Annotated in this window: 9 protein-coding genes and 1 pseudogene; 4 read left to right on the top strand and 6 right to left on the bottom strand. The window is 41.0% G+C overall.

Annotated elements, in window-relative coordinates; all coding sequences use genetic code 11:
• Positions 1-100: 100 nt before the first annotated feature.
• The gene (gene ldpA, locus RMZ41_RS04240) at positions 101-1,276 is read right to left on the bottom strand and encodes a circadian clock protein LdpA (protein WP_322645231.1); all 1,176 of its coding nucleotides are present in this window, start codon (positions 1,274-1,276) and stop codon (positions 101-103) included.
• Positions 1,277-1,452: 176 nt separating this feature from the next.
• Between ldpA and RMZ41_RS04235 the strand changes: the two genes are divergently transcribed.
• The 3 genes and pseudogenes from RMZ41_RS04235 to RMZ41_RS04225 form a co-directional block, all read left to right on the top strand.
• A complete protein-coding gene (locus RMZ41_RS04235; RefSeq protein WP_322645232.1) occupies positions 1,453-4,545 on the top strand; it encodes a PAS domain S-box protein in 3,093 nt (1,030 codons plus the stop codon).
• 2 nt (positions 4,546-4,547) lie between these two features.
• A complete protein-coding gene (locus RMZ41_RS04230) occupies positions 4,548-6,167 on the top strand; it encodes an ATP-binding protein (RefSeq protein WP_322645233.1) in 1,620 nt (539 codons plus the stop codon).
• 26 nt (positions 6,168-6,193) lie between these two features.
• Positions 6,194-6,295 (top strand): annotated as a pseudogene (locus RMZ41_RS04225) (element excision factor XisI family protein); the annotation flags it as partial.
• On the opposite strand, the gene RMZ41_RS04220 reads toward RMZ41_RS04225, so the two are convergent.
• The 5 genes from RMZ41_RS04220 to lepB all read right to left on the bottom strand — a co-directional run bounded on the left by RMZ41_RS04220 (position 6,292) and on the right by lepB (position 15,487).
• Positions 6,292-7,665 carry a response regulator gene (locus RMZ41_RS04220; RefSeq protein ID WP_322645234.1) on the bottom strand — a complete coding sequence of 458 codons (1,374 nt, stop codon included), beginning with the start codon at positions 7,663-7,665 and terminating at the stop codon, positions 6,292-6,294. The pseudogene RMZ41_RS04225 and the gene RMZ41_RS04220 sit on opposite strands and share 4 nt — an antisense overlap.
• Positions 7,666-7,932: 267 nt before the next feature.
• Complete coding sequence (locus tag RMZ41_RS04215; RefSeq protein WP_322645235.1) at positions 7,933-9,768, bottom strand: EAL domain-containing protein; 1,836 nt, start codon at positions 9,766-9,768, stop codon at positions 7,933-7,935.
• Entirely contained in the window at positions 9,765-13,394 is a 3,630-nt protein-coding gene (locus tag RMZ41_RS04210) for an ATP-binding protein (RefSeq protein ID WP_322645236.1), read from the bottom strand. Before RMZ41_RS04210 ends, RMZ41_RS04215 begins: the two co-directional genes overlap by 4 nt.
• Positions 13,395-13,844: 450 nt before the next feature.
• The gene (locus tag RMZ41_RS04205) at positions 13,845-14,630 is read right to left on the bottom strand and encodes an MOSC domain-containing protein (RefSeq protein WP_322645256.1); all 786 of its coding nucleotides are present in this window, start codon (positions 14,628-14,630) and stop codon (positions 13,845-13,847) included.
• 215 nt (positions 14,631-14,845) lie between these two features.
• Positions 14,846-15,487 (bottom strand): signal peptidase I, encoded by a 642-nt coding sequence (gene lepB, locus RMZ41_RS04200; protein ID WP_322645237.1) that lies wholly within the window; start codon positions 15,485-15,487, stop codon positions 14,846-14,848.
• A 441-nt stretch (positions 15,488-15,928) separates the two neighbouring features.
• On the opposite strand from lepB, the gene RMZ41_RS04195 reads away from it, so the two are divergent.
• Positions 15,929-17,248 carry a dihydroorotase gene (locus RMZ41_RS04195; protein WP_322645238.1) on the top strand — a complete coding sequence of 440 codons (1,320 nt, stop codon included), beginning with the start codon at positions 15,929-15,931 and terminating at the stop codon, positions 17,246-17,248.
• Positions 17,249-17,658 lie beyond the last annotated feature (410 nt).

The raw sequence follows: 17,658 nt of genomic DNA, 5'->3' as shown, positions 1-17,658 counted from the left end.
TGTTCTCAAGCGCTCATTCAATGCTCAAACCTCCTACCTTGACTATACAAACATAAATTAAACATGAATTACAGTATTATTTTGGACTAAGTAATTATGCTTAATTAATGCTTGCTCTCCCCTCCCTATGGGACTTAATTTGGGAAACGAGAGAATGGGCAAGTTCTACAGCTTGCCAAAGTAATACTTCATCTTCTTCTAGGCGATTAGTTGCCTTCATACTGGTGTTAGTTACCTCCTTATTCTCTAACTTTTCGAGAATTGGTGACAGCAATACACGGGCGTAGCTACCGTAGGCAATCCCAGCGATGGAGGCAGGGGAGCAGGGAGCAGGGAGCAGGGGGAAAATTTCTTCTCCTCTGCCCCCCGCCCCCTGCCCCTCTGCCTCTTTCAACAATCCCATTGCCTTTAACTTAGCAACCGTATAGCTATTTGTGCCGCCTGCTAACTGCACATATCCCGGTAATTTCGCTGCCAAAACTTTTTGCCCTAATTTTACTGCGGCTATAGTAGTGCCATCGCCAATATCACCACTCATAGAACGACCGTCGGTTTGCCAAATTAAAGCACTTTTGAGTGGGGCAATCAGGTCATACACTGTTCTTAGGTAGTCAGTCATCCCCTCGCCATCGGGACAGCTGATAGCCAGTAGCTTTAATTGATCGGCCCACGGTGAAATTGCTTGCCACAATCGCTGAAATTCTGCCAACCGCCCTACTTGTGTATGGATTTCTACGGCATCTACTCCTGTTGACATTACTAATGGCGCGATCGCTCCTGGCGTTGTCACATACGAAGCTGTATAAATTATACTGTATGGACAAATTGGGATGCAACGACCGCAGCCATAACACTTTTCGGAAACTACTCCCGAAAAATCTTCTTTGATACTGTCAAACACGATCGCTTGTGCCGGACAAATCCGTTCACAAGGTCTAGGGCAATCTTTAGGACACTCATTAGGATTAAATTCTGCTTTGCGAAAATGGGGGTCTTCTCCATCATTTAGGCTGACCATCAAAAAAGGTGAGTTGCCTTTGTAGTTAAAACCTCGCTTTTGGGCATCATTAGCTAAAGTTTTAGCTACTTGCAGCCCTGATTGCGCTGCTGCAATCACCGCTGGATCAGCTGCAACATCTATGCAGTCAGCGCCCGCCAAGGTATAGGCTAAGGTCAAATTTCTAACTGCCGGCAAATGCTGGAAGCTGGCTCCGCAGATCAGCTTGAACCAGTTACCTTGTTTGAGGGATTGTAAAGGGACGAACAGATCGGTCACACTTCTATTATGCGTTTATGCGACTAAAAATAGTCGTCTGCGATCGAGAAAAAGTACGGATTTCTTGAATTTAAGATTGGGAATGGGGCATAGGGCATGGGGCATTGGGGATTGGGTATTATTGGTTATTAATTCTTCTCTCCTACTTTTGCAGCTTTCTTAGGAGGTTGAGATACATGGCAGTCAATAAAATAACTGTATGTTTTGTAGAAGACTCTGCGGAAAACAGAGCGTTGTATCGACGCTTCTTAGAGTGGGACGATCGCTACACTTATGATATTTACGAGTTTGAGTTGGGAAATAAGGCACTACAAGTATGCCTTGGGAAAATACCGGATGTGATTTTGTTGGACTACCAACTACCAGATTTAGATGGGCTGGAATTTCTCACTAAGCTACAGAAGCAAACTTCCAGCAACCAGATTTCAGTAATTATGCTGGCTGGACAGGGGGATGAAACGATCGCAGTCCAAGCTATTAAGAGTGGGGCCCATGATTATTTAGTTAAGGGAAAACTGACCCAGGAAAATCTCTGCCGAACGATTCATCGGGCTATCGAGCATCAGCAGGGGGAACAACAACGTCTAGTAGGAGCGATCGCTATTCAACAAGCCCAATACCACAACCTCCAAATCCTCAACAGCAAGTTAGAAGCTAAAGTCCAAGAACGCACTGCCAAATTGCAAGAAAGCGATCGCCGATTCCGCGCGATCTTTAATAACACTTTCCAATTCACAGGACTACTAACGCCATCTGGCATTTTACTGGAGGCGAACCAGACGGCGCTAAATTTTGGCGGACTTCAGCTTGAAGATGTCATCAATCGCCCTTTTTGGGAAGCACACTGGTGGACAATTTCACCACAAACTCAAGAAAAATTAAAACAAGCGATCGCCCGTGCATCTCAAGGGGAGTTTGTTCGCTATGAAGTTGATGTTCTAGGCGCAAATAACCGAGTAGCAACAATCGATTTTTCACTGCGTCCCCTTGAAGATGAGACAGGTAAAGTCGTTTTGTTGATTCCAGAAGGGCGAGATATTACTGAACAACAAGCTGCCCTACGCGATCGCCAAAAAGCAGAAGAAACTCTGCGCCAAAGTGAGGAACGACTACAATTAGCACTTGAAGCTTCTGGGGATGGTTTGTGGGACTGGAATATTCTCACTGGAGAGATATATTACAACCCCCGCTTTTTAGAAATGCTCGGATACGGCTTTGATGAACTTCCACAAGATTTCAGTACTTGGAAGCGATTTGTTCATCCAGACGATCTACCTTGGGTTGAGCAAATCTTGGCAGCCCATCTCAAGGATAGTTCAGTACCCTACAAATTTGACTATCGACTCCGAACCAATTCTGGCGAATGGAAATGGATTGCCAATTATGGTAAGGTTGTCATCCGAGATGAACAGGGTAATCCTTTGCGGATGACTGGTACTCATCGGGATGTTAGCCATGTCTACGAAGAGCTTCGCTTACGCAAACAAACCGAGGCAGCCTTAGCTAAAAGTGAAGAACAACTAAGGCTAACCTTGGAATTTAACCACATCGGTATTTGGGATTGGAATGTTGAAACAGGTGAAGTTATCTGGAACGACAACCATTTTCGTTTGTTAGGTTTAGAGCCAGAAACATCAGCAAGCTATCAGCTATGGCGCAATTGTGTTCATTTAGAGGATGTTGACCGAATTGAACAGGCTGTATCAAATGCGTTGACAGAACATAGTAATTTTGAAGATGAATATCGAGTAATTTACCCCGATGGCAGTCTTCACTGGCTCACGGGGAAAGGGCGCGGCGTTTACAACCAAGCAGGCAAAGCTGTGCGGATGCTAGGCGTTATCATTGATATTAGCGATCGCAAAATTCTAGAGCGAGAACTGGCTCACAAGCAAAAGTTATTAGATACCTTCATCAATAGCGCACCCGTTGGGATAACCATTATGGATCGGGATCTGCGTTTCTTATTGATTAATGAAGCATTAGCAGAAATTAATGGCATTCCCGCAGCCGCGCATATTGGCAAAACACCCTGGGATATTGTTCCTGATTTAGCACCAAAGCAAGAGCAAGTCTTTCGTCATCTCTTGACAACGGGTGAACCGATTCTGGATTTGGAAATCAGTGGAGAAACTCCAAAACTACCCGGTGTAATCAGAACTTGGCTAGCTTCCTACTTTCCGATTCAGTCTGAAGCAGATGAACCTATTAGCATGGGCATTGTTGTAGTTGAAATCAGCGATCGCAAACGTGCTGAACAAATGTTAGAACTGCAAGCAGTAATTACCCGTAACATGGCAGAAGGAATTTGCCTAGTTCGTGCTAGAGATAGCGTATTTGTCTACACTAACGCTAAGTTCGAGCAGATGTTTGGCTATAAACCGGGTGAATTAATCGGTCAACATGTGTCCATTGTCAATTGTGCAGATGAATATAATGCACGTGAAAATGTTCATGAGGCGATTATGACTGCCGTTTTGCAAAACGGTGAAGCTACTTATGAAGTTCATAATGTTAAGAAAGATGGCGCTCCATTCTGGTGTCGAGCGACTAGTTCCATCTTTGAGCATCCTGAGTATGGAAGCGTTCTTGTAGCCGTCCAACAAGATATCACCGAGCATAAGCAAGCAGAGGAAAAAATCAAAGCTTCTCTCAAAGAAAAAGAGGTATTACTTAAAGAAATTCACCATCGGGTGAAGAATAATTTAGGAATTGTCAGCAGTTTGTTACAAATGCAGTGCCGACGCACACAAGATCCTGTGGTGACAGCGATTTTACGCGATAGCCAAAACCGCATTGCCTCCATTGCTCTAATTCATGAAAAATTATACCGTTCTGAAGACCTCTCTGATATTGATTTTGCTCAATACATCCCAGATTTAACAACTCATTTATTCGATTCCTATAACGTCAGTTCCAGCCAGATTAAACTGAAGATTCAAGTTGATGATGCTAGCCTCGATATCGAAACCGCTATTCTTTGCGGTTTGATTATCAACGAACTGGTTTCCAATGCTTTGAAATATGCCTTTGTTGATCAAATTAGAGGAGAAATTAAGGTTAAGTTTTATCAAGAATCAGAGTCTACTTTGGCACTCATTATTCGAGATAATGGTATTGGTTTACCTGAAAATTTTGATAGTAATAAATCTCAAACACTTGGTATAACTCTTGTCCAAGGTTTAGTCAAGCAGCTAAGAGGAAAACTCGAAATTGAATCTAAGCAGGGAACACAGTTTAAAATTACTTTTACAAACAGCCGGATATAAAAATGATTGGCATCCCATCAAACATATATAAAAAGGAGACGGTTCGAATCCTTGTTGTTGAAGATGAATATATTCTTGCCATCAACTTACAAGAAAGTTTAGAGTCTCTGGGATATACTGTTTCAGGCATCGCCGATTCCGCAGAAGAGGCAATTGAAAAAGCAACTAGCTCACGCCCAAACTTGATTTTAATGGATATCAGGTTACGCGGTGAAATGGACGGAATTCAGGCATCTGAGCAAATTTGGCAGAATTTACAAATTCCTGCAATCTACCTTACAGGGCACTCTGATAACAGTACTGTTGAGCGGGCAACACTGACATCGCCCTTTGGGTATATTCTCAAGCCTGTTAAAGACCAAGAACTTTACGTTGCCATTCAAACAGCGCTCAACCGCTACGATCGCGAGCAATTTTTGAGTTCTGTGCTGCGGGGAATGGGCGATGGAGTGGTTGTGGTCGATCCTGAGTTGCGCGTCAAGTACCTAAATCGGGTAGGTGAAGCATTAACAGGGTGGCAATGGGATGAAGCTAAGGGTCGGATGTTAACTGAGGTGTTCAAACTCATTGACGAACAAACTCAACTCCCTGTCCAAAATCCAATTATCAAAGCCCTCCAAGAAGAAACTACTATCTATCTAGACAGTCGGATTCTACTAATTACTAGAGATGGGAAGACTATACCAGTAGCTGATAGTGCTACTCCCCTGAAAGACAACAGTGGCATCATTACAGGAGCCGTACTAGTTTTTCGGGATGACACACAACGACGGCTAACCGAAGAACGCAATCTCGCAACTGAACGTGCCCAACAACTAGAAATTCAAGTTGCAGAACTCCAACGCCTGAACAAGTTGAAAGAAGATTTTCTCGCAACCACTTCTCATGAAATGCGAACGCCCTTGTCAAACATCAAAATGGCCATCTCCGCCCTAGAAAATATTCTCGATCGGCAGGGTAGCTTAAATTCAAATCCACTTTTTTCATCTGAATCTGTAGCCCGCTACTTAACTATCTTGCGCGAGCAGTGCGAACAAGAACTGGATTTAGTAGACAATTTACTACATATCCGCATGATTGATGCAGATGTCTATCCATTGGAATTAACTTCAATTCAACTCCAACACTGGCTGCCTCATGTTGCCGAATATTTTGAAGAAAGGGCTAAATCTAGGCAACAGACTTTACAACTTAATATTGGGTCAAATTTACCACCTTTAGTTTCAGACTTGGCTAGCCTAACCGAAATTGTCTCAGAGTTGCTCAACAATGCTTGTAAATATACTCCTCCTGAAGGACAGATTACGGTGGATGTTCAGGTAATCGATAGTATAAAAAATCTAATCAATAAGGATACTAAGTCTGGTATATTAAATAACCTTCAAGTTTCCTGTTTTCAAATTACAATTAGTAATTCCGGGGTGATAATTCCCACAATAGAACAATCTCGAATCTTTGAGCCGTTTTACCGAATTCCTCAGAGCGATCGCTGGCAATATGGCGGCACAGGGTTAGGTTTAGCATTAGTGAAGAAATTAGTAGAATATCTTCAAGGCAAAATTGAAGTTACCTGTTCTCAGGGTTGGACAACGTTCACAGTTCTACTACCATTAAGCCTTTAGGAGTGATGAGTGGTGAGTGATGAGTAATGAGTAATGAGCTTACTAATCGAGGTGTACCTAAACAAGATATTGTATTGGCTTTTCATTCCCCCTTCAAACGGCAATTTACTGAGTTTGCTGTTGGTTAACGCTCAGGTTGCTCGATGGGAATTTCGATCGTAAATTCTGCTCCTTGCCCAACAGAAGAATTGCAGGTAATATTTCCTCGGTGCTTGTGGACGATAATCTGATAGCTGATAGATAATCCTAGCCCACTACCTTTACCCACAGCTTTTGTGGTAAAAAATGGGTCAAACAAACGCGATCGCAACGATTCTTCTATCCCAGGCCCATTATCTGCGATCGCAATTTTGATCGTATTCAACTCTGTCACCTCTGTATGAATCCTAATCTGGGGAGTAGGGAGGAGCCACTGCGGTTTTGATGTTTCTCCAAGTGCCGCAACTGGCGTGTAACCGTTGTCAAGTGGCATTAGAGAATAAAGATTAGAAGATTGATTCTCCAATTTCTCTTCTATTGCATCAATCGCATTATTCAACAAATGCATAAATACTTGGTTTAATTCACTTACATAACAACTGACTAGAGGTAAATTACCATAATCTTTCACTACAATAATTGCTGGACGGTTTCCTGCTTCCCTAAGTCGATGTTGTAACATCACCAAAGTATTTTCGATGTCTTCATGGATATTTACCCGCTTCATCTCTGCTTCGTCATGCCGAGAAAAGTGTTGTAGCGCCAAAACTATTTCTCGAATGCGATCGGAGCCTCTATACATTGCACCTATCAGATTTTGCAGATCGTTAATCACAAAATTCAGGTCTATATCGTTGGCTATTTGCTGAATTTTGGATGTAGGTTTTGGATATTCTTGTTGATAAATTTCGATCAGATTTACTAGGTCTTGGACATATTGACCAGCATATTGGAGATTACCATAAATAAAACTAATGGGGTTATTAATTTCATGAGCTAGCCCAGCCACTAACTGCCCCAGTGCCACCATCTTTTCGTTTTGAATTTGTTGAACTTGAGCGGATTGTAAGTTGTCAAGAGCCTCTTGTAATAAAAGGTTTTTTTCTTGTAGTTTAACTTGGAGCAAACGTAAATTAATCTGATTTTCAATTCGTAGTACAACCTCTGCCCCATGAAAAGGTTTGGCAATATAATCTACACCACCAACATCAAAGGCTTTTACCTTATCGACAACATCATCTAAGGCGCTGATAAAAATTACTGGAACTTCGCAAGTTTTATCGTCAGCTTTTAGTTGTTGACAAACTTGATAGCCATCCATATCTGGCATATTTATATCTAACAAAATCACATCTGGTAAAACCATTTGACAGGCAGTAAGCGCCATTTTACCGTTTAAGGCTTTGCGAACTTCAAAACCTTGTGCAGTCAACATTGCCGATAAAAGCCTTAAATTATCTGGGGTATCATCGACTACTAAAATATTTCTTTTATGATGGGTAGTTTGATTAAAATGCATTATTATCAAAAGCTATAAGTTTACTTGTTGAGAATAGTAAATGCTTCTTTGAAATCATCCTGAGATTTATTGATTAATTTTACTAAAATAGCTATATTTATAGTCTAACTCCACCGTGGATCGAGAGTATTGCTAACCATCAAAACTATTAGCCATTTATAAGCGTTATGAATTTGATAGGCTAGTTATAACAGTATATTAGATAGCACCTACAGATTATATAGCCGAGCGTTAATAAGGAAATTTGAGCCAAGTGCTACTTGATAGCTACCATTGAGGTGCTGCGGCAAGTAACTTAATAGCTAATTGTTGTTCTAGGGGTTCAGAAAATAGATATCCTTGAGCAAAGTTACAGTTTAAACTTCTCAACAGGGATAACTGTTCTTGTGTTTCGACACCTTCCGCGATCGCACTCATGCCCATTGAGTTGGCAATGCCAATCATTGCTGGTACTAACCCCATATTCTCTTTATTATCCTGCATACGTTTGACAAAAGATTTATCAATTTTGAGTGCGTTTAAAGGAAAGCTGTGCAGGTAGCTTAAAGAGGAATATCCTGTACCAAAGTCATCCATAATCAATTTTATTTTTCGCTTTTTTAGTTGTTGGAAAATCATTTTAATTGCATTAGTATTTTCCATAATTACACTTTCTGTAATTTCTAATTCTAAATATTCAGGATTTATTTTAGTTTCATAAATTATGCGATCGATTTGTTCTACAAAATTCGGTTGTAAAAATAACCTAGCACTCAAGTTGACACTTATCGTTAGAGGTTCTGGTGTCACTGGATGATTTTGCCAAATGCTTAATTGATTACAAGCTGACTTTAACACCCAAGTATTTATAGCATTAATCAAGCCTGTTTCTTCTGCCACAGGAATAAATTCTGTGGGAGCAACCAAACCGCGAACCGGATGTTGCCAGCGCACTAAGGCTTCAAATCCAGAAATTCTGCCTGTAGTTAAAGAAATAATTGGCTGATAATAAACAACGAATTCTTGTCTTTCAACAGCCCTTCGCAGATCGTTTTCTAACTCTAAAAGCTCAATAGCTTCTTGATGCATTGCTGGATTAAAAACATGATATTTGGCTCTTCCTTGAGCCTTGGCTCGATACATTGCCGTATCAGCATCACGTAGTAAATGCTCTGGGCGCTCGTAATCTTTATTTCCCCAAGTTATGCCCATACTGGCATTCATAAATACTTCATATCTTGAAAGTCTAAAAGCAAGTGATAGCTGTTGCAAAATCCTTTCAGCAACTTGGATTGCAACGTTAATATCTGTGATATTTTCTAGAAGAATTCCAAATTCGTCACCGCCCAATCGTGCTAGAGTATCAATAGGTATCAGACACCCTTGTAGGCGGCGAGCGATCGCTATGAGCAACTCATCTCCCACCAAATGCCCAAGGGAATCATTAATAACTTTGAAGCGATCGCAGTCTAAAAAAAGTACCGCAAACTGATAACTAGATTCTTGCTTGGCCCGATTGAGAGCGTTCTCTAGTCGCCTCATAAACAAAACTCGATTTGGTAATCCAGTCAGGGAATCATGCAACGCTATATCTAGCAGTTGACTTTGCAACTTCTGGCGAGAATTAATTTCTTGTTGAAGTTTTTGTAGGGCTTTTTCTAGCTCCCCAGTTCGCTCCTTTACCCGATATTCCAGTTCAATATTTAGTTTTAATATTTCTAATCGCGCCGATCTCAATGCCAGTTGATTTTGCACCCGTACTAAAACTTCTTGAAACTCAAAAGGTTTGGTGATATAGTCTACACCACCTACCCTAAAGGCTTTAACTTTGTCAAAAACATCATCTAAAGCACTAATAAAAATCACCGGGATATCGGCTGTTAGCTCCCAAGCTTTAAAGGTCTGACAAATTTCATAGCCATCTACTTCTGGCATCATAATGTCGAGTAAAATCAGGTCTGGCAACAGTGTTTGAGTGGCTGTCAGCGCCATTTGCCAGTTTAAAGCTTTCCGAACGTTATACCCTTCCCTAGTCAATATTGAGGATAAAACCCGCAGGTTATCCGCCATATCATCAACGATCAAAATATCTTTTTTATTAGGGTCTAAAGGCTCGTACTTCATTCTATGTTTGTTCTAGTCAATTCCATAATTTTTTCAAACTGGTAATTATTTGCTAAATCCCTGAGAACTTGGGCAATCTGAACATTATCTGAGGGGATTTGCTGGATTAACTCTAAAATTAGTTCATCACTACAACTAGCTGCGGCATAGTGGATCTTTTGCAGCCAATCAGGTGACATTTGCGATAAAAGGCTTAGGAGTTCAGCAACACTGACAAATATCTGTGTAGCTTGCTCGGTAACTGCTAGGTTTGAATTTTCTACTTGATTGGTATACTTTACACCCAGATGTTGGCTCAGTTTTTCCAATAATACTTCTTGTGTGAATGGCTTGCGAATAAAATCGTCGCAGCCAATGGACAAAATTTTCTGGCGCTCTTCTTCAAAGGCGCTAGCTGTGAGGGCAATAACGATCGTGTGTTGGTTGTAATTCTGCCATACCTCAGAAATATCGGTAGAGAATGCCAAGGCTGTTGGCGATGATCGCAAAGCGGATGCATCAGCAGGATCGTTTTCCATAACACCAGTTACTTCTGATGTAGAGGAGGCTTTGCATAGAATCTCACGCTCGCTTGAATCAAACCCTCCGCTCAGGTGCTGGCTCCCCGATGAGGTAAGTTGTTTAAATTTTGGGAACCTCCGCAACCTATTGCCTGCCCCATGTCCGATTTGTTTACCTTTAATCATTCTTGTGGCTTCATAACCATCCATTACAGGCATTCGCATATCCATAAAAATCAAGTGTGGTTGCCAAGATTCCCAATTTGCAACTGCTTCTTGCCCATTTGCTGCTTCTCTAACTTCAAAACCCAGAGTGGTGAGAATTTTAACTAGCAATAAACGGCTTTCTTGGGAATCGTCAACTACTAAGATCCGGTATGCTTTTTCAGTCCCTGCTAGAGCTAAAGTTTGAAATTTAATTTGGTGTGTCGGTATTTCTCTGGGACAAGCTAAAACAACTTGAATATTAAAGGTGAATGTACTACCAATACCAGGAGTACTGTTAACACTAATATCTCCCCCCATAAGTTGCACGTATTTACGGCTAATGGCTAAACCTAGCCCCGTCCCTTGCTGCGATTTTCTGCCGATTTCGGTTTGCTCAAAAGCTTCAAACAGCAAGTCAATTTCTTGTGTGGTAATACCGCAACCAGTATCTTGTACCTCGAAGATTAAAAATTGGGAATTGGAAATTGGGAACTGGGCATTGGGCATTGGGCATTGGGTATTCTCCTTGTCCCCTTGTCCCCTTGTCCCCTTGTCCTCTTGTCGCCAGTCCCCAGCCCCCAATCTCACCCGTAGCGTCACTCTCCCCATATCAGTAAATTTGATGGCATTACCCAAAAGGTTGAGCAAGACTTGACACAGTTTATTTTCATCTGTTTCTATGTACTGAGGAATATCTTGTGGATATTCAAACACTAATTCTAAATTTTTTGATGCAGCCCGCAAGTGCAACATCTCTTCTAAATTCTTTAATAGATGAATTAAGTCAAAGCTACCCAGATTTAAGGTGATTCTGCCAGCTTCAATTTTGGACATTTCCAAAATGTCGTTAATTAAGTTAAGTAGATGTTCGCCAGCCCGATTAATAATTGCCAAGTTTTCTTGATGTTCCCTAGATAGCGAATAATCTCGGCTCATGACTTGGGTGAAACCAAGAATGGCGTTGAGTGGGGTACGTAGTTCGTGGCTCATGTTAGCGAGGAATTCGCTTTTGGCGAGGTTGGCGGCGGCGCTTCGTGCTGCTTCCCGAATGGCTGCTTGTTGTTCCTGTGCGGCGATTTTTTGCGATTGAATCAGTTTTTCTTGGGTGGCTTGCAGTTGCTCAATCACTTGTTGGAACTCTTCAGTACGTTTTGTGACTTGAGCTTCTAAGGTGCGATTATATTCTGCTAATAATTTTTCTGCTTGTTTGCGTTCGCTGATATCAAAAAAGGTAGCCATCGCAAAAGCCAAATTCCCTGATTCACCATAGATGGGCTTACCCAAAACTTCAATGGGAATAATCTTGTCAACATGCCGAACTTCCATATCATCAACCCTGGTGCTTTCCCCCAGCAATGCTCTCAAAATTGGTAGGCGATCGCTAGGGTAAAGTCGATCTGTCCCGGCAAGGTAAGCTTGATATACCTCTGACAATTGTTCGGGATTAACTTCTGCGATCGCTCCTTGACCAAGAATTTGCTGCCCAATATTATTTGTATAATAAGGTTCACCTTCAGCATCTATAATAAATACACCCACTGGCATAGCTTCTAAAAATTGAGTTAGCCTGCTCTGACTCGCAGATAACGCCTCATTTAAAACTTGCATTTGAGCATTCTTTCCCTCCAAAACACTGAAGGATGCCTGTAATTGCTTTGCCATAGTTTCAAATGACTTGGCTAATTCCCCCAACTCATCGGAGCGATGAATTTCTGGTGCTTGCTCCCATTCACCTTGAGCAATTTTTTTGGCCGATGCGTTTAATTGTAAAATCGGTTTAATTACCCAACGAGCAGTCCGAATCCCGATTCTTGTAGCTACTAAAAAAGCAAGTATGCACAGCAAAATGGTGATGTGGGTGTTAGCATTAATTTGCTGCATAAATTCGCCTTCGGGAATCACCGCTACAATTAGCCAATCTAAACCTAGTTTGTCCTTCCAACTTTTTACTTGTACAAAATAACGCATTCCATCGGCGCTAAAAGTTAGCTGTTGCTTTCCCACAACAAACCCAAGACTACCAAAACGTTTCTTCAAAGACTGGGTTGTGAGCCGAATTAAAGAATTTTGACTATCTAATGCCGATCGACGTTTGATTTGACCATTAACGATGTTATATGGTGGCTCGGTAGAAGAAGCTACTATTAATCCAGAGCGCTCTAAGATAAAAGTTTTACCCGATTGTTCGGTACTTAAATTGGCTAAAAACTTGCTGATTTGTGACAAAATTAGATCAACACTAATTACCCCAACAAGTTTTTTATTTTGATCGTAAACGGGATAGCTGGAAGATATCGATAAAATTTCTGGTTTATCTTCCCATTGATAAATTTGACTCCAAACCGGTTTACCTGCCTTGACTGCATCTGCATACCATGCTTCAATACGAGGATCGTAATCTTTAACTTGCTGAAGCTGGCGACGATTGCCCTTCAAGTCTGAATTATAAATATAAAGTTTCCCGATACCATGCTTTTGGCTAACTTCATTAATTAACAGCTTGCCATTATCTAAACGTTCAATACCGATAAATTCACCTTTGGGGTTGGCAAAGCTGTTGTAGCCAACATTGAAAACCCGCATTTGTTTCCAAAAGTAATTTCCGGTAGTTTTAAAGTCAGAAAGATTGAGCAAACCTAGCTCAACCGCATCTAAATTGATTTGATTTATTTGCTTCGGAGTTGTTAAATAGTTATTAAGATGTTGTTCAATGCGATCGCAAATCTCATTTTCTAATTGAGTAGCAAGCTCCCTCACCGCTTTTTGTCCGTTTTGATACGAAAGATAGCCCACAAGTCCCACCGCCCCAAAAATTTGCAATATAAACGGGACAATCAGAACATACTTGAGAGGCATCTTGGCGTAAACTTTGCCAACTAAGCAATTAAGAGATTTGACGGGCTGAAGTTTGGATAACATTGTTGTTTAATTCTTCCCCAGCATATATTAGGGGCTTCTTTGCTACATAAGCTACATTTTATACTAGAAAAATTTCCGGTGTGTCATCACTTTGACTATGACCTCTCTCAATACTTTTTGGATAACTACTCTTCACATAGGACCTCAATTCAGTAATTTCGAATTCAGCTTAAATTTGCTTAGTTTTATCTGGCAATGTATCAAATTGAAATTTAATCGATCGGGTACAGTATGCCATTCAAAAATTCAGGTTGCCATTAACACCCAATCCTAAATTTAATTTCTAATTACTGAGGGAGGTTTTGATTTTTTGTCTCAAAACTTTTGGAATTCTATAAAAACCTATATTTAACTACAAGAATTCTAAAATTGTCATGCAAATATACAGTAAAAACGAAAAAAATCCAAGAAAATTTACCTACTGTTTTTTCTTATAAATAAATGTTAATTTTATTGTAAAAATGTGTCAACTTTATCGCCAATTCGTAAAATTTTTCTAGCTGAGGATTGGGGCAATTGGGTATTAACGCTCAATCTGTAAAAGTGATTAAAAGGCGATGAAGCAACCCAATTAGGTAGAGTTGCTTGTCGTTGAGTTGCAAAGATTTTTTGAAAATTTGGGTAAGCTTCGCCTAAGTAAGAATCCCGGGTTGGGACTATACAACGCTGACATGGATTAACCCCAAAAAAATCCACATCTCCGACTCGAAAAGAGACTAAATCACCTTGTTCGCTAAATAGCTGATCTTCCCAAAATGCTGGTACACCATCAATCTCGATATTGGCACGCATTCGACGGCGCATTTCATCCACACTTAAATCAGGAAACCAAGAAGCAACCTCTGCCAACGTTGCTGTACTAATTACCGTTGGGCCAGGTGAGTGTGTATCATCAGGAAACCCCATCAAAGAATTTTGCCTGAATGTGACAGCAAACTCAAAATAATTACTCAAAGTTGCTTCTAAGGCTTGCCGTTCGTCATCCAGATGAAAAGTTTGTTGTGAGTCAACGCCTGGGATTTGTAGTGAAATAGTTCTATTCAAGAGTGCAAATTTCACCCTTAATAAATGGATTTTAGCATGACGCTTGCCATTGACAAATTTACCCCGTTCGTCAAAAATAGCAAACTCGCGGTCATGCTGTAGTGCGCCACTGGCAAGAACTCCAGCCTCATCAACTTCAATACCATCCAGTGATTTAACTGGATACAGTAAAATCTTGGCTAGGTAAGGCATCATAGCGATTTTGGATTTTAGATTTTAGATTAGTGATTTAGCAGTCCCTAATCGTAAATAGGACTTACGCAAAACTATACACGATAGGAGCAATACCCTGCGGCAAGTCGCTTTACGCCTACATCAATTCTCCTTATCTGAGAATCTTTATTTTCGGACATTGTTTGCGTAAGTCCTGTAAAATCTAAAATTCTTTTGTTACTAATTTTCTTAACTTATGGATATACTGGCGATTTATCTATTCCCCCGATATGATTTAGAGGCCAAAAACGAACTACAGCCCGTCCAATAATATTCTGGCGGGGGACAACACCCCAGCAACGCCCATCATAACTATTGGTGCGATTATCACCTAATACTAAGTATGAATCATTTGGTATAGTCTGGGGTTTTGCCAAAAAAGGTGGCTGTGGCCCTGACTGGCAAACATCAATAACTGTGGTTTGACCAGAAGCGAGATAATTAGATTCTGGTAGCTGTTTGTTGTTAATATAAACTTTGCCATCTCTGAGTTGTACTTGTTCTCCAGGTAAGCCAATTACCCGTTTAATAAAAGCGTCCTGATATTGTTCTTTTTGTAGCTCTTTCGTCGGTGAAAATACTACGATATCTCCACGTTGCGGATCGGCAAATTTATATTTCAACTTATCGACAATAATTTTGTCTGCCTCCCACTGGTTTGGCGTACCATGCAGAGTTGGTTCCATCGAACCTGAAGGAATCCAGCGTGCTTCAGCAACAAAGGTACGAATTCCCAGAGCTAGAACGATACTTAATACAATTGTTCTACCTAGCTCTGCGATCCAGGAATTATCAGGTTGTTGACTAGAGTTGTTATCAGACACTTGGTTTTGCATGAAATTACTGAACTGAAGGAAAGATGTAGGTAATTAACTCGCCTAGTAAGACTTTATCTGTTAATCTTAACGGGAAAACTTTAATTTTCTAGTTATGTTCGCATCTTGGCTACCAATTTTAGATTGTGGATTTTAGGTCGCACCTTTGGTGCGCTGGAAGCGCAACTTGGATTGAGGATATTTTATTTGGGTTTTAACTAGCCTCTGGAGGGCGAAACCAATTTCAAATTCCTAAGCTGTATCCTTTCTAGGATAAAGTCAATCCCAAATTCAAGGTGCGACTTAAGATCCAAAATTGATTGGCGAAGTTCTTCATAGATTAAAAAATAAACTTTTTTGTAACAGGCAGCAAAAAATTTAACACTCAGAGCGCGACTAAGTTTAACCTAAAATCATAGTTGTCTGTAATATATAGCTCCCTGCGTGAACAAAGTTAGTCCTATGTCATCTTCAAAAAGTTTACTGATTCGCCGCGCTCGCATAATTCTACCCAATGGTGAATTGATGATTGGGGATGTGTTGACGCGCGATCGCCAAATAGTCGAAGTTGCGCCAGAAATTTCCCAAACAGCACTAGTCACTGAAATTGACGCAGAAGGGTTAACTTTGTTGCCAGGAGTTATCGATCCGCAGGTACATTTCCGCGAACCTGGACTAGAACACAAGGAAGATTTATTCACTGCCAGTTGCGCCTGTGCTAAAGGCGGAGTCACTTCTTTTTTAGAAATGCCTAATACGCGCCCCTTAACAACGACACAGCAGGCTTTAGACGACAAACTACAACGGGCCTCACAAAAGTCCTTGGTTAATTATGGCTTTTTTATTGGGGCAACAGCAGAGAATCTCCCAGACTTGCTTTTAGCCAAGCCAACATCAGGAATTAAAATTTTTATGGGGTCGATGCACGGTCAATTGCTGGTTGATGGGGAAACAGCACTGGAGGCGATATTTGCTAAAGGCGATCGCTTGATTGCCGTTCATGCCGAAGACCAGGCTAGAATCAACCAACGCCGCCAAGAATTTGCCAATATCCACGATCCAGCCGTTCACTCGCAAATTCAAGATAATCAAGCGGCGTTGCTCGCAACCCAACTAGCATTAAAACTTTCTGAGAAATATCAACGTCGTCTGCATATTCTCCACATGTCAACAGCCGAAGAAGCAGATTTGCTGCGTCAAGAAAAACCTAGTTGGGTGACAGCAGAGGTAACACCACAGCATTTGGTGTTGAACACTAGTGCTTATGAAAAGATTGGTACTTTAGCACAGATGAATCCACCATTGCGATCGCCCCACGATAACGAAGTCCTTTGGCAAGCTTTGCGCGATGGCGTGATTGATTTCATCGCTACAGATCACGCACCCCACACCTTAGAAGAAAAAGCTCAAGAATACCCCAATAGTCCTTCAGGAATGCCTGGGGTAGAAACTTCCCTAGCTTTGATGTTAACTGCGGCTATGGAGGGAAAGTGTACTGTTGCCCAAGTAGTGAACTGGATGTCTAAGAATGTAGCTGTAGCTTATGGTATTCCCAACAAAGGAGCGATCGCACCTGGTTATGATGCCGATTTAGTGCTTGTAGATTTAAACACATATCGTCCAGTCCGGCGTGAAGAACTTTTAACCAAATGCCGTTGGAGTCCCTTTGAAGGCTGGAACCTGACTGGCTGGGCTACAACCACCATTGTTGGTGGTGAGATAGTTTATGATAAAGGCCAAGTAAACACGCAAGTGCGGGGTCAAGCTTTAACTTTCTTGTAGCAAATATTTATTTAATATTACGTATATCTAAAGAAATATACATCAAAGTCATACTTGAAATGGCAAGATTTTCATCTATCCATAGTCAAGACTAGACCAATGTGGTTTGCTTAAAGCTATAGCAAGGGACTGGGAACTGGGGACTGGGGATTGGGTGAAAAGTCCTTTTGTGTCTAAGTTTCATCATCTGTTGATGTCCTAACCACTTTGACTGTTGCTATAAAAGGCAAAAATTCTTGTTTTTCTTCTTTACCCTTTTAATACCAATTCTGTATGAAGATGCGCTAAACCATATTGAAGTACAAGAAATAAGAAAGAGAAACGAACCGCAAAGGACGCAAAGGACACAAAGAAAGAAGTTAAAAGGGTTTGGCGCAGCCTCACAAAGAAATGGTATAACTAAAGGTTAT

Source organism: Nostoc sp. DedVER02 (assembly GCF_034530675.2).
In the GTDB taxonomy this organism is placed as follows: domain Bacteria; phylum Cyanobacteriota; class Cyanobacteriia; order Cyanobacteriales; family Nostocaceae; genus Nostoc.
This window is presented reverse-complemented; position numbering and strand designations above follow the sequence as displayed.